This is a genomic window from Paenibacillus camelliae, from assembly GCF_023715345.1.
GTDB lineage: Bacteria > Bacillota > Bacilli > Paenibacillales > Paenibacillaceae > Pristimantibacillus > Pristimantibacillus camelliae.
Map to the genome: position 1 here is coordinate 12,268 of NZ_JAMBNY010000022.1, position 14,502 is coordinate 26,769.

General features: G+C 45.5%; 11 protein-coding genes. All 11 read right to left on the reverse strand.

What is annotated here, in order from left to right; genetic code table 11:
• Position 1: 1 nt before the first annotated feature.
• Positions 2-895 carry an Hsp33 family molecular chaperone HslO gene (gene hslO / locus M3180_RS21265; RefSeq protein ID WP_251671245.1) on the reverse strand — a complete coding sequence of 298 codons (894 nt, stop codon included), beginning with the start codon at positions 893-895 and terminating at the stop codon, positions 2-4.
• A gap of 4 nt (positions 896-899) precedes the next feature.
• The gene (locus M3180_RS21270; RefSeq protein WP_251671247.1) at positions 900-1,667 is read right to left on the reverse strand and encodes a type III pantothenate kinase; all 768 of its coding nucleotides are present in this window, start codon (positions 1,665-1,667) and stop codon (positions 900-902) included.
• The gene (nadC, locus tag M3180_RS21275; protein ID WP_251671249.1) at positions 1,664-2,548 is read right to left on the reverse strand and encodes a carboxylating nicotinate-nucleotide diphosphorylase; all 885 of its coding nucleotides are present in this window, start codon (positions 2,546-2,548) and stop codon (positions 1,664-1,666) included. The genes M3180_RS21270 and nadC overlap by 4 nt, the downstream gene beginning before the upstream one ends.
• Positions 2,541-4,157 (reverse strand): L-aspartate oxidase, encoded by a 1,617-nt coding sequence (gene nadB / locus M3180_RS21280; protein WP_251671251.1) that lies wholly within the window; start codon positions 4,155-4,157, stop codon positions 2,541-2,543. Before nadB ends, nadC begins: the two co-directional genes overlap by 8 nt.
• A gap of 42 nt (positions 4,158-4,199) precedes the next feature.
• Positions 4,200-5,138 (reverse strand): quinolinate synthase NadA, encoded by a 939-nt coding sequence (gene nadA / locus M3180_RS21285; protein ID WP_251671253.1) that lies wholly within the window; start codon positions 5,136-5,138, stop codon positions 4,200-4,202.
• 684 nt (positions 5,139-5,822) lie between these two features.
• Positions 5,823-7,865, reverse strand: a complete 2,043-nt coding sequence (gene ftsH / locus M3180_RS21290; RefSeq protein WP_251671255.1) for an ATP-dependent zinc metalloprotease FtsH — start codon at positions 7,863-7,865, stop codon at positions 5,823-5,825.
• An 89-nt stretch (positions 7,866-7,954) separates the two neighbouring features.
• Complete coding sequence (hpt, locus tag M3180_RS21295) at positions 7,955-8,491, reverse strand: hypoxanthine phosphoribosyltransferase (protein ID WP_251671257.1); 537 nt, start codon at positions 8,489-8,491, stop codon at positions 7,955-7,957.
• 79 nt (positions 8,492-8,570) lie between these two features.
• On the reverse strand, positions 8,571-9,983 hold the full coding sequence (gene tilS, locus M3180_RS21300) for a tRNA lysidine(34) synthetase TilS (RefSeq protein WP_251671259.1): 1,413 nt from the start codon (positions 9,981-9,983) through the stop codon (positions 8,571-8,573).
• Between the two features lie 15 nt (positions 9,984-9,998).
• Positions 9,999-10,934, reverse strand: coding sequence for a protein kinase domain-containing protein (locus tag M3180_RS21305; RefSeq protein ID WP_251671261.1), 936 nt, complete (start codon positions 10,932-10,934; stop codon positions 9,999-10,001).
• Positions 10,918-11,637 (reverse strand): vWA domain-containing protein, encoded by a 720-nt coding sequence (locus tag M3180_RS21310; protein WP_251671263.1) that lies wholly within the window; start codon positions 11,635-11,637, stop codon positions 10,918-10,920. The genes M3180_RS21305 and M3180_RS21310 overlap by 17 nt, the downstream gene beginning before the upstream one ends.
• A 223-nt stretch (positions 11,638-11,860) precedes the next feature.
• Complete coding sequence (gene spoIIE, locus M3180_RS21315) at positions 11,861-14,326, reverse strand: stage II sporulation protein E (protein ID WP_251671265.1); 2,466 nt, start codon at positions 14,324-14,326, stop codon at positions 11,861-11,863.
• Between the last annotated feature and the right edge of the window lie 176 nt (positions 14,327-14,502).

Below are 14,502 nucleotides of genomic sequence, written 5' to 3' on the forward strand. Positions count from 1 at the left end.
CTTATGACGATCTTGCTTGATCTCGTAATTGCTCTAACTGCTCTTTGTTAAAATGGTATTTCTCATTACAGAAGTGACAGACCAGCTCTGCTTGCCCGTCTTCATCAATGATGGACTGCAGCTCGTCTGCTCCAATGCTTAGTAGTGTTGTGCTTACGCGATCTCTTGAGCATTTACATTGAAAACGGATTTCCATCTCATCATGAATCTTAAATTCGTCTCCGACTAACCATTTTATTATGCCTTCTGGCGTCTCACCTTGATCCAGCAACGTTGTTACAGGCGGAAGTGCAGCAACAGCTTGCTCCAGACGAGTTAGCTCCTCATCGCTTAGGCCTGGGAGCACTTGAACGATAATGCCTCCCGCATGAATAACGGAATTGTCCACGTCAACAAGCACGCCTACACCAACAGCAGAAGGCGTTTGCTCCGAAACGCTGAAGTAGTACGTAAAGTCTTCCCCCAGCTCTCCCGATATAATCGGCACACTACCGCTGTAAGGCTCTTTTAAGCCCAAATCCTTTGTAACATAAATGTTGCCTGATGTTCCTACCGCTCCTGCAACGTCGAGCTTGCCATGCTCATTGCTTGCATGGTGTGCCTGAGGGTGATCTACATAGCCTCTAATCTCACCGTCTGCGTTGGCATCGACAACGATTTGACCGATAGGACCGTCGCCTTTGACCTGAATCGTTAATCGTTCCTTGCCCTTCAGCATCGCACCCATTATAGCCGCCACAATGCTCGTTCTACCAATTGCAGCCGTCGCGGTAGGAAACATTTGGTGACGAACACGCATTTCTTCTACGGTGTTTGTCATACGTGTAGCGAATACGCGTAATTTACCGCCCCAAGCCGTACCACGTACTAGTATATCTTTCAATTGCTCAGCCATGTCATCACTCCTGATTTCGTTCATATATAATACGCAAGCCCTCGAGTGTTAGCATAGAATCAACCTCTTCAATCGTTTCTGATTCAGCAAAGATCAGCTCTGCTAACCCGCCTGTAGCGATGACTCTCGGCTGTACGTTAAATTCCTTTTTTATGCGATTGACGATACCATCAACCTGTCCAACATAACCGTAAATAATACCCGCTTGCATAGAATGAACCGTATTTCTGCCAATAACGCTTTTTGGCTTCGTTAATTCGATACGCGGCAGCTTAGCCGCTCGTTGATACAATGCCTCGGTTGAGATACCAATACCCGGTACAATTGCACCACCCAAATAGTTAGCATCACCGTCGATATAGTCAAATGTTGTAGCTGTTCCAAAATCAACAACGATTAGAGGCGCCCCATACTTTTCGATGGCTGCAACAGAATTAACGATTCGATCGGCGCCTACCTCACGTGGGTTCTCATAACGAATATTTAAGCCAGTTTTAATGCCCGGACCTACAATAAGCGGAGTCTTTTTCATATACTTCAAGCATAGCTGCTCTAAAAGTCCCATTAGTGGAGGAACGACAGACGAGATCACTACTCCTTCTATACTGTCCAATCGAAGACCTGCATATTGAAGCAAATTATGAATTGCCATACCGTACTCATCTACCGTTCCGGATCGATTCGTACTAATTCTCCAATGATGTAAAAGCTCTTTATGCTGATAAATACCGAGCACGATGTTTGTGTTGCCAACATCAATGACTAAAATCATGCAGTTGCTCCACCCTTCTTCTCATTCAAGTCCAGACTAATATCTAAAGCTTGAGTGGAATACGTTAACGCCCCGACAGAAATGACATCTACCCCTGCTGAAGCTTTCTCATAAATTGACTCCAGCGTAATTCCACCGGAAGCTTCTACTATAACATGTGGAGATTGAGCTTTAATATACGTTACGGCTTGCTTCATGGCTTCAGCGTTCATATTATCAAGCATAATGATATCGGCTCCACATGCCAGTGCCTCTTTAATTTGCTCCATCGATTCCGTCTCTACCTCGATTTTCATCGTGTGAGGAATAGACTTACGCGCTGACTGCACGGCTGCTGTGATGCTTCCTGCACCTTTAATATGATTATCCTTGATCATAACTGCATCGTAAAGGCCAAAGCGATGGTTATGTCCGCCGCCTACACGCACAGCATACTTTTCCAGCATGCGATGGCCAGGTGTTGTTTTTCTCGTATCAACTAAGCGCGTTGGTAATCCTTTTAGTGCATTGACATACTGATTCGTTCTCGTTGCAATACCTGACAATCTCTGCATTAAGTTAAGCGCTAAGCGCTCACCCGTTAACAAGCTTCTTGTACTGCCTTCGACCTCTATAATTACGGTACCCTTCGTTACGGCATCTCCATCCTGTACAAGAGCCTTGAATTCTAGCGCTGGATCAACGACTTCGAATACGAGCCTTGCAATCGGTATGCCCGCAATAATACCGTCTTCCTTCATATGGATAATAGCTTTTGCTTGGGAGTGTGCCGGTATAGTTGTCTCCGTTGTTACGTCTCCGCTGCCAATATCCTCAGCTAGCCAGCTGCGAATTTGTTGCTTCAGTTCCTCAGCATAGCCGCCCGTCGTCCATTCATACATACTCGATCCACTCCTTTAACTGATCCTGGTTGCGATTAATAATCGTATGCTTGCACCAGCGCTCGTCATCACGATGAGGGAAGTCCTCACGATAATGACCCCCGCGACTTTCTTCTCGATATAATGCTGACGAGGTCGTAAGCAGTGCGCAAGTAAGCATATTGGCAAATTCAAACTCTTCGCGCTCCATAAGCACCGTGTCAAAAATTGCTCGCTGGCGGTTCAATTCCTCCAGACCGCGCTGCAGGCCTTGACGACTGCGTTTTAAGCCTGTGTGACGTACCATCACCTTTTGCAGCTTTAGACGACGTTCCACGAAGGGCTGCATCGCATGGGGCTGACGCTCAGCTTTGTACACAATAGATGGCATAGCTTCAATCGGCGCAAGCTTCACGATGCGGTCAACGATGCGACTGCCAAATACGACGGCTTCCGATAATGAGTTGCTAGCCAATCGGTTCGCGCCGTGAACACCCGTCGATGACACCTCACCGCAGGCAAACAATCTAGCGATATTCGTTTCTCCATGCAGATCGGTTTGTACACCGCCCATCATGTAGTGCATAGCCGGAGCTACAGGAATCCAGTCTGATGTTAGATCAAGACCATAAGCGAGACAATATTGATAAATCGTTGGGAAACGATGCTTAATCAGCTGTTCAGACTGATGAGTAATATCAATGTATACGAAGGTGCTTTTCGTTTCTTCCATCTCGCTTACAATGGCGCGAGCAACAATATCACGAGGCGCTAGCTCCAGCTGCTCGTGGTACTTCTCCATAAAGCGCTCGCCCTTAATATTACGCAAAAAAGCCCCTTCACCGCGCACCGCTTCTGAAATAAGGAAGCGTGGAGCTCCTGGATAGCATAGAGCCGTTGGATGAAATTGCGTAAACTCCATATCTCGAATGTTAGCCCCTGCGCGGTAAGCAATCGCCACACCATCACCCGTAGCAACCTCTGGATTCGTTGTGTAGCGGTAGAGCTGTCCTGCACCGCCAGAGCACAATATCGTGGACTTGCCGCGAAGGAAAACACGTTCTCCGTTGCTGCGCTGCACAATGGCGCCGTAGCATACGTTATCTGCCGTAACTAAATCGATAACGAAATGGTTATCCCACACGTCAATGCCTGGTTCACTAATTGCTTTCTCAGAAAGCGCACGAACAATCTCATAGCCGGTTGCATCGCCATTGGCATGAAGTATACGGCGCTGGCTATGGGCGCCCTCCTGCGTAAGTGCAAATTCACCATTCTCTTTATCAAACTGCGTTCCAAGCTTAATTAAATGCTCGATGCCGAGCGGTCCCTCATGGACAAGCACATCAACGGCTTCTCGATCGCATAAGCCTGCGCCTGCAACGAGCGTATCCTGAAGATGATACTCTGGGGAATCATCCTCGGAAATAACCGCTGCAATTCCACCCTGAGCATAACGAGTATTGCTGTCTAGCAGCGATTTTTTTGTAACTAAAACGACGGACTGCGCTTCACCTGCTGCCCGAAGTGCTGTAAATAAGCCTGCAATTCCTGCTCCGATGACAATAACATCTGTATCAACCACTGGTAATGCATCAATATCGATATCCACTAAGTATCTTGGAATCACCGTGGTACCCCCTATATTTCCTTAGAATAGGAACAACGCATGCTACTTTACAAGTAGCATGCGCTCCAATGATTGACGCGCCTGGTCTGCAATATGTTCTGGCACAAAAATTTCAGGCTGCATCGTTTCAAGGCATTTAACTAGCTTCTTTAAGTTATTGACTTTCATGTTCGGGCATACAAGGTATTTGGATGCAAAGTGGAATTGCTTATTCGGACTGTCCACACGAAGCTGGTAGCCTGTGCCGTCCTCTGTACCAACAATAAACTCCTGACAAGGAGATTCCTTGCAATATTTAAGTATAGCTGTTGTGCTTCCTACGAAATCACCGAGAGCTACAACCTCAGGACGGCATTCTGGATGAACAACGAACTGTGCGTTTGGATATTTGGCTTTCATTTCTTCTACGTCTTTTACGGTCAGCATGTCATGCGTATTACAGTACCCTTCCCAGATGATCATCTTCTTGTCGGTATTCTGCTGAACGTAATGTCCTAAGTTTTTATCTGGAACCCAGATAACTTCATCCGCGTCTACAGAATTAACGACCTTCACCGCGTTCGCTGAGGTACAGCAAATATCGGTTTCAGCTTTAATCTCTGCAGAAGAGTTAATATAAGTAACAACCTTTGCATTTGGATGCTGAGCTTTTAGCTTGCGTAGTCCGTCTACATTAACCATATCTGCCATCGGGCAGCCGGCACGTTCATCAGGGATAATTACCGTTTTGTTCGGAGCTAGAATCTTTGCGCTTTCGCCCATAAAATGAACGCCGCAAAAAACAATAACCTCGGCATCGGTTTCTGCTGCTTTTTGTGCCAGTAAGAAAGAATCCCCTCGGAAATCGGCAACTTCCTGAATCTCATCGCGCTGATAATAGTGCGCTAAAATAATGGCATTACGTTCCTTTTTAAGCTCCATCAGTCGTTCACGCAATAATCGGTTTTGTTCCTGCTTGCGTTCCATCGCTAAAGTTTCCACAATGATCCTCTCCTTAAGTGAGCAATAATAACCCTATTCTTAACGACTTTGTGAAATCATGCACTTACTTTCCCAAGTCGCTTCCTCTGAATAATGAAAGATTGTGAACAATTTCTTAATGTTTCAAGATTTAATTTACATGTGTTGCAAGCACATGTCAATGGAATTAGGACCAAATGTTCATCATTCTTTAACAAATTTATTCGATGGCCCGAAATAAGAGCGAAAGGCGATACAAAAAAACTGTATTCTGTCCTTGTTGCCAAGAAACAGAATACAGTCATTATTTAGATCAAAGGTGTTCTTTTGAACTTCCTCTTCAATAAGGTTCAAAAAGTTCAGCTTTCAGCACCGAGAAGTTTGGATGAAGCTAGAGCTAGAGAAGCGCAGCGTACGTTTTTGGTACGTGAGCATCGGAAAGCTCGGCTGAATTCAAAATTCGATGCCGAATAAGCATACAGTCATACTTCGTGATCAAAGCCGGAATTTTTGACTTCCTCTTCAATCAGGTTCAAAAAGTTCAGCTTTCAGCACCGAGAAGATGGCACGAAACTAGAAAACGAGGAGCACAGCGTACGTTGTTGGTACGTGAGCACCGGAGTTTTCGGTAGCGTTCCATATTCGATGCCGAATAACCATCCAGTGTATTACTTCGTGATCAAAGCTGTACTTTTTGAACTTCCTCTAAGAGTCTTTTTTGTTGTCTTCGTCGGAGATAGTCTTACCTACTTCCTTCTCTTCAACAACATCCTGCTCAGCGATTGGCTCATTCGCATCACGCGTTTGAATACGAACCTTAACATCTCCAATTTCATCAACGATTGGTTCAGAAGACGTTACTTCCTCTGCTGAGTCGCCATTGCTTGCTGGAGTGCTGCTTGAACCGCCTGAGAATGGCTCTGGCAATACGCCTGTATCAATCAATGATTTGATTTGCTCGATCTCTAGCGTTTCAACCTCTAACAGCGTTTGAGCAATCAAATGCATCTCATCACTTTTCTCCTGCAATAGCTTTTTCGTACGCTCATAGCAGCTGTTAATGATCGTTTGCATTTCTTGATCGATCTCATAAGCGATGGCATCGGAATAATTCTGCTCATGACCAAGATCGCGTCCTAGGAATACTTGACCTTGAGAATTACCGAATTGCATCGGTCCAAGACGATCACTCATACCATATTCCATAATCATGCTGCGAACAATACCCGTTGCTTGTTTGAAGTCACTGTATGCACCAGTACCGATTTCTCCGATAAACAGCTCCTCGGCAACCCGGCCTGCAAGCAAACCACAAACACGGTCAAGCAATTCGTTTTTCGTAACGAGCATACGATCTTCCTTCGGAAGCATAATTACGTATCCGCCTGCGCGTCCACGTGGAATGATTGTTACTTTATGCACTTGGTCAGCATGCTCCAAGAAGTAGCCTGCAATCGTATGTCCGGCTTCGTGATAAGCTACGATGCGTTTTTCACGATCACTAATAACACGGCTTTTCTTCTCAGTACCAACGATAACGCGGTCAATCGCATCATCAATATCGACCATGTTAATCTCTTTTTTATTGCGACGAGCAGCTAGTAGCGCAGCTTCGTTCAGTAGGTTCTCGAGATCCGCACCACTAAAGCCTGTTGTACGCTTAGCGATGACATCCAGCTGAACCTCACTCGTCAGCGGCTTATTGCGTGCATGAACTTTAAGAACTGCTTCACGTCCTTTAACATCTGGACGGTCAACTGTAATTTGACGGTCAAAACGACCTGGACGTAATAATGCAGGGTCAAGAATATCTGCACGGTTCGTTGCAGCGATAATAATAATACCTTCGTTCGCTCCGAAGCCGTCCATCTCAACTAGCATTTGGTTCAGCGTTTGCTCACGCTCATCATGACCACCGCCTAGACCAGCGCCACGCTGACGACCAACAGCGTCAATTTCATCAATAAAGATAATACAAGGTGCATTTTTCTTCGCATTTTCGAATAGGTCACGCACACGAGATGCACCGACCCCTACGAACATTTCGACGAAGTCAGAACCTGAAATACTGAAGAATGGAACACCTGCTTCACCCGCTACTGCGCGTGCAAGCAATGTTTTACCTGTACCCGGAGGTCCGACTAGTAGTACCCCTTTCGGAATACGCGCACCTACCATATTAAACTTGCGAGGGTCTTTCAAGAAATCAACAACCTCAACAAGCTCTTGCTTCTCTTCATCTGCACCAGCTACATCCTGGAACGTTACACGCTTCTTCTCTTCATTGTAGAGCTTTGCACGGCTTTTACCGAAGTTCATGACTTTGCCGCCGCCACCCTGAGCTTGATTCATTAGGAAGAAGAACAGAATAAAAATAAGCACGAACGGAATGATCGTAATAAAGAAATTCGTCCAGAAGCCCGTTGTTTTCATCTTCTCGTACTTCAAGGTGAAATTATACTGCTGCCTTAAATCTTCAATCTGATCAAGCGAGGCCGTCCCAGCACGAGAAGTGAAGCTGGCATTACCGCCGTCTGGCGCTTGTATATACTTACCCGTTACTAGATAGGACTGATCCTCATACTTTAATGTTAACTCTGCCACATTGCCCGATTCGATCGCTGTAACTAGCTCATCGTATCTTAAAGGTGTGGAAGATTCACCTGTATTACTGATGTAATTATAGATCCCAATTGTAACTAAAAAAATAATTAAATAATAACCTGTATTACGGATGAACCGTTTCATCCCCTACCTCCTCTCAGACGCTTAAAATATTTTACCATAGCATGACTTTCCATCACAATAGAAGCTGCTTGGAGGCAACATGCGAGGTGTTATGAATAGACTTCCGGCTTAAGAATGCCGATAAATGGCAGATTGCGGTACTTTTCCGCATAATCTAGCCCATAGCCGACAACAAACTCGTCTGGCAATGTGTACCCTTTATAGTTCGGCTCAAGCTTCACTGAGCGACGGGCAGGCTTGTCAAACAATGTAACGACCGAAACGGAAGCTGCATTGCGATGCTCCAGCACATCGATTAAGTAGCTAAGCGTCAAACCACTATCTATAATATCTTCTACAATGAGGACGTCACGACCTTCAACAGACACATCAAGATCTTTAATAATTTTTACGACGCCTGAAGATTTTGTAGACTGACCATAGCTTGATACCGCCATAAAATCAATTTCAAGCGGAACCTTTATTTCTTTTACAAGATCAGACATAAAGATAAACGCGCCTTTAAGGATACAGATTACTAGTGGATTACGACCTTCGAAATCCTTCGTTAACTGCTCCCCAAGCTCTTTTACCTTGTCTAGAATCTGCTCTTCGCTGTATAGTACATCCTGAATATCGTTTAACAACTGGTAATCCCCCTACATTTAACTATGTTATGTTTCGAATTGAAGTTCATTCCTATTCATTGGTCAAGCATGAATCTTCTCACGTATGCCTCGAGCATTGAATGAAAACAATTAGCCTTGTATGCGATTGAACAAGACCAATAGATGATCTGCGCAGCCCAGGCACCCATAATACACGGTCCTCATGATCGACGATAATCGGATATGTATCACGCTCAGCAAGTGCTATCTTTCCATCCACGAACATATCTTGCACCTTTTTCGTGCCATTTAATCCTAAAACCTGCATTCGATCGCCTGATTTTCTTGAACGAATGTGAAGTGGAAAGGATAAAATTGTTGCATCAAAGGCGGCTTCGTGCTTCGATTGAAGCTGAGGAAGCTCATCAGACGGAATAATATCAGCATGAATCAACCATTTGCCGAATTGAAGCTTACATGGAAGCTGCTCCAATGCCATGCTTAAAGACGTGGATGTCGATCTGAGACGTTCATAATGCTTAATATGTACCAATCGTAACATTTCATATTCGCGAATGCACATTATTCCTTCGCCAACGTCCATACGATAGGTCTGATGCGCATGATTGGCTGCGATATGTCTAATACGCTCTATCCCATCAAATGATATCGTTGTTGCTTCTTGAGACAGATAACTTAATATTAGTTTAATCAATCTCCTTTGTAAAGCAATCGGTTCATTGCATAAAGCATGACATGAAACGACAAAGCTTTGCTCCTGCTTCGATACAAGCTGTCTAAATCTATCTTCTGTCTGCTGCTGCAGCCATGCGTCCTCTTCACTAGCAATCTCAGCTAGACGGCCTAGCGAGTCAACGAGCTGAGGATTATAGCGCTCAAGCAACGGAATAACATCCAATCTAAGCTCATTGCGATGATAATCTCTAGAAAAATTGCTGCTATCTTCTAAATAAGGCACTTGCTCCTGCTGACAGAGCAAGATAAGCTCATTCTTTCTCATACGTAGCAAGGGGCGGATTAGTTCCACGTTTTTTTCGTTTCTCCGATTTTGCATACCGCTTATCCCAGACAAGCCCGAGCCTCGCAGCACATGCATAAGTACAGTTTCTGCCTGATCATCAGCATGGTGTGCAAGAGCAATGGCATAAGCTCCGTAGCGCTGTGCGACGTCATGGAAAAACGCATACCTGCGCTTGCGTGATGCTGCTTGGCTGTTCTCGTTCGTTTGCTCCAAGTACGCAGGCATGTCCAGCTCAATCATTTCACATAATATGTTTCGCTCCATGCAGTAGCTGCGTACGAGCTCCGCTTCAGCAAGCGATTGCTCACGAAAGCCATGATTCACGTGAGCTGCAATCAATGTCAGACCAAGCTTTGGAGCAAGCTGGTGCAGAATATGGAGCAGCGCCATCGAATCTGCACCACCTGAAACGGCAACAACGATGCTGCCAGACTTATCAATCGATTGATCCTTTAATAACGATGCTGTTAATTCATCCATGATGCCCATCGCATCCATCATCCTCTACCTTAATAATCCGGTGTAATCAAGTGCATAAAGTGAAGCAGTAATGCAGAGCGATACAATCGATATCGCAATCATTACCTTTAGCCAGCGAGGAGTTGCTGTGTTTTTAACTGTAGGTTTACGCTGATGGGTAATAGCCCGCCAGGCTGAGGCTGCTTCCTTACCATGTGAGAATCCACCATCAAAGGCTTGCTCCAGCCATTTACGATAAGGCGCAAGTTGAGGAATTTCACGCGCTAGCTCAATCAGCTGCTCAGCTGAACGAGTTTGTGGAAGCAGCTCCTTCGACAGCTGGGCCAGCTTGCGCGGAGCAAACACTTGTAAGCATAGCACGCCGAAGGAGAAGAGGTCGTAGGCTGCATCTGCAGATCTTGAGCCCTCGTTCCAATAGCCGCGATCATAGATTTCTGTAAACTGTTTGACTCCCTTTCCAAAGGGGGTCGCTCCTCCGAAATCAATTAAGTCTACTTCACCATACTCGCCAACAATAATGTTTTCAAGCTTTAAGTCACCAAATATCCATCGCTCACGATGAAGCTCTCCAAGGCTGCGAAGCAAATTCAAGCCGAGCAGCGGAAACCAATCTGCTCCGTGCTGGGCTATATAATTTGCCATATTCAGCCCTTTTACGTATCGCATCGTGTAAAAGGGCACTTCTTTCCCTTGTGGCGTAATCCAGTCATCCACGTCCATTAAATATGATCTCCGAGATGAATCATCGCCAGAGAGAGCCTTCAGTGCATTAATTTCAGATTGAAGGTCAATCGAGCTCGCACCCATTTTCAATGCGTACGATTGCCAGCCCTTGGACACCAGATATACACTCCCGTTTGCTCCCTCACCTAGCAATCGCTCTACTCGATACTGTCCATTCTTCCATTTCCCCGTAATGATGCTTCCTTTTTTTATAGGAAGCTTAAACGACGTCGTCACCCAGCATCCCTTCCATTTCTGAACGACGTTTGGAGTCGTTATGCTGTACAAAATATTCAATAACCTTCATCATCGCAGGGCCTGTAGGTGTCGTTCCGCTCATATGTAGCTTCGGAAAAATCGAATGCACCCCTTTTAAATGAGTCGTCCAGTCGAGGTCTAATACACAATCCTCCTGCTTCGAGCCTGGGAAATGAAAGACTGCAATTTCACTTTTTCCTTCTCTAGCTTGTAAACTAAGCATAAGATCGTGGATTGATTCCTCCACCGAAGCAAGCTTTGGCTTCATGCTCGCACTCGCATCAATAAGCAGTGCAACCTGCAGTGAGCTGGATTCGGTCAGCTCATCCATCACCTGTACAACCTCTCCCCGCTTCTCAGGTGGCAGAGCTTCGATAGAATCGTTGCCGAGCACGGCTTGAAGCTCACGCTGTACAGCAAGCTGAATCGTTTGAACAACGGTTTTTCGCGTCATCATCTGCACGGTCTGCGCTAGTTCCTTCGTTTCCACTAATCTACTTAATCCACCACCTGCTCTAGCAATCTCATGAATTTCGGACGCGCCATATTCTCCTAGATCACCTTGATCAACGACACCAACGACATTCACCGTAATCCCCTCTGATTTTGCGTGAGCGGCTGCAACGATTGGACTCATTCCCACATTAGAGCAGCCATCAGTAATTATTAACATTTGCTTCATTACGATACCCTCCTCTTCAAGCATGCCGTAATTGTGTATACGACAATCTATTCCTAGCATTGCCTGAAAAAGAGAGACTTAACCCTAGTAATCTATGTCTATTACGCTTTATTATACATGAGCACCAATTGCTATGGCTAATGATATTGATGCCCATAACATATCAAAGCCCCTTGCACGCCTGCTGAACGTAACCAACAGAACGACAAAGGGCTTTACAGGTCTAACTTACGCTTTTTTTGCGTTCAATTTTTGAGATGCCTGGCCATTTGAAGGTAGCCCATTGCGGCACGTATCGATCAAGTCTCGTAACGAGTACGGTCATATCGTCGTTAATGACTCCATCGTGAAAACGTACAACGGTCTCTAGCAAGCTATCAGCAATTTGCTGTGGATCGTTGCTGCGCAGCTCGCTAATGACGCGCTTCATCCAAAGCTCCTTGTTCACCGCATAACCCGGCGCATCATAGATGCCGTCGCTCATCATAATAAGTAAGTCCCCTGGCATAAGCTGCATATGAACAAAATCGACGTCAATTTCCTGTATAATTCCGATTGGCAAATTGCTAGCAATAATCGGGATGACTTCATTCCCTCGCTTAATGAAGCTTGGTGTGGAGCCTATTTTCAAAAAGGTCGTGTTCGCACAATACAGATCAATAATCGCCAAGTCTACTGTCGCATAGATTTCCTCAGGAGAACGAAGCAATAAGATAGAGTTAACAGATTTTACGGCAAGCTGCTCATTCATTCCTGACTGCAGCAGCTGCTGAAGAATAGTTAGCGCTGCGCTGCTCTCCTGACGCGCACGCTCACCGTTGCCCATTCCGTCACTAATGGCGACTGCGAATTTGCCATTGTCCAGCTCCATCATGCTGAAGCTGTCTCCTGATAATAGGTCGCCTCCCTTAGCGACACCTGCAACACCAATATCTACTTCATATTGCTTAGCTGACATAAAGATTGCTCGCTGCAGCTCACTGTGCGTCGCTACCGGTGATTCGCTGCGCACGGTAATATTCTCACCGAGGATTTCACTAAGCAGTGGTGCGATAATTTTTCGGCACTCCTCAAAGCCTTGCTCGAAGGAATGCTGAATTTCGATTTCTACATTTCCCATTTCTAAGCTAACAATATCTATACTATGGATCGAGAGGCCAAGTGCTTCCACAGCCTCCTTGATTTGCTCCTCTTGAATATGCAGTGCTTGTCCCTCACGCTTAATCTCCTGTGATAGATCCTCCATCACCTGTGATACACCTAGCAGCTGATCTGCAACGAGCCCCTTTAGCTCATGCAGCTGACGCTGCCACTTATAATTCACCATATGAAGCTCATATTGATGCTTCATCGCGAGCTGAACCTCTGGTACATGCACACAATGTGTCTGCCATGCCTTCGGAACATCCTTCACCCGTCCCTCACTAGCCTCCATGCTGCTCATCATCTCATTCATCATTTTACGTGTCTGTAGCAGCTTGTCTCCCCAGCATACCTTTTGCCGATGACAACCTGCACAGCTTTCATTAGCAACCGCCTCCATAAAGTGACTGATCTGTTCCTCATGGTTTTGTTCCTTCTCCAGCGTGTAATTCGGATAGAAGCTATTCGATAAGCCTTTGAACATATCCGAAAAATGAAGAACGCGCGCCGCTGTAGCGTTGCGAATATGCTTTGCGTACTCATAATGTGATTTATTGTTTTCTATTGTACCGGGAACGTATTTACTTATCGATTGGATAAGAACTTTCGGTGTAAGGAGCAGCAGCAGCACAGCAAAGGAAGATTCCCATACCGATGTAAACATCTGATCCTGGCTGCCAACATAGATCGTTAAGATAGAGGAGCCAAGTAATAGACCGAAGGACGCACCCATTTTTCCGCCCTCACGCAGCAAGCCTGCAAGCAGGCCCGCGAAGGCCAACACACCAATCTGGAGTACAGCGCTATAATCAGCCAAGCTTAATATAAGCCCTGCTACCACACCGACCGTCGCACCAAGCGGTGCACCACCCGCCATTGCGAACACAAGCAGCATATATCTAGATAACACATGCTCAACAGAAATTCCTTGAACGATCCAGCCTACCGTACCCGTCATTACACATGCTAGCAGAATCATGACACAGATCATTTCCTCGTTTTTTAGCTTGGCAGATTTTCTTGCGAGCGTAATTACTGGAAGCGCATGAATAAATACGAGCGTTAGTACGAAGGCAAGTCCCGCTTCCACAAAAACCATCATTAGGTTATACCAGTCTAACGTATTGCCAATAAAAGCATGAAACAGCTGCACTAATATGACTGATATAAATACGATTAACGGAACTCTCGATATCGTTACCTTTTCAAACGCTTGCAAACCTCTGAACAGTAAGTATACAACGAGCAGCTCAAGCGCAATCCACAGTGGAGCTGGCTGTAAGGCCAGTGTACTGCCCAGCACGATCGCTAGCCCTGACAAAAACGCGACATCGCGGCGCATGTAATAGACTACCGCAAAATAAGCAACAGCAAAGGACATGAGCGATTCTAAAATTACAGCTCGTCCAAGTAAAAAAGCTAGAGCTACAAGAACGATTTGCCATTTTCGACTTGCAATTTGTTGGTAGGCACCCTGTACCCCCTTCATCTGCATCAACCGCTCTCCGATGTTAAAGCTGACTACTGCACTTTCACTTTTCTTCATGCTTTACACCACCATTACTTTATTTGTGTGTTCCCCATTATAGTGGCTTATGCCAACTTTTTTTGTCAGATGGCGGTGTCACGTCAAAAGTTTTTTCCGACAAAAACAAGCGTCTCGCAAGTGATGTCGGATTAGCGTTGGAGCCAGTACTATCAAAGGTTACAGACAAAGCCATA

What these genes read in the sequence shown, in the direction of transcription:
- hslO (WP_251671245.1), bottom strand. Translation starts at nt 895, where the DNA reads ATGGCTGAGCAATTGAAAGATATACTAGTACGTGGTACGGCTTGGGGC.
- M3180_RS21270 (WP_251671247.1), bottom strand. Translation starts at nt 1,667, where the DNA reads ATGATTTTAGTCATTGATGTTGGCAACACAAACATCGTGCTCGGTATT.
- nadC (WP_251671249.1), bottom strand. Translation starts at nt 2,548, where the DNA reads ATGTATGAATGGACGACGGGCGGCTATGCTGAGGAACTGAAGCAACAA.
- ftsH (WP_251671255.1), bottom strand. Translation starts at nt 7,865, where the DNA reads ATGAAACGGTTCATCCGTAATACAGGTTATTATTTAATTATTTTTTTA.
- tilS (WP_251671259.1), bottom strand. Translation starts at nt 9,983, where the DNA reads ATGGGCATCATGGATGAATTAACAGCATCGTTATTAAAGGATCAATCG.
- M3180_RS21310 (WP_251671263.1), bottom strand. Translation starts at nt 11,637, where the DNA reads ATGAAGCAAATGTTAATAATTACTGATGGCTGCTCTAATGTGGGAATG.
- spoIIE (WP_251671265.1), bottom strand. Translation starts at nt 14,326, where the DNA reads ATGAAGAAAAGTGAAAGTGCAGTAGTCAGCTTTAACATCGGAGAGCGG.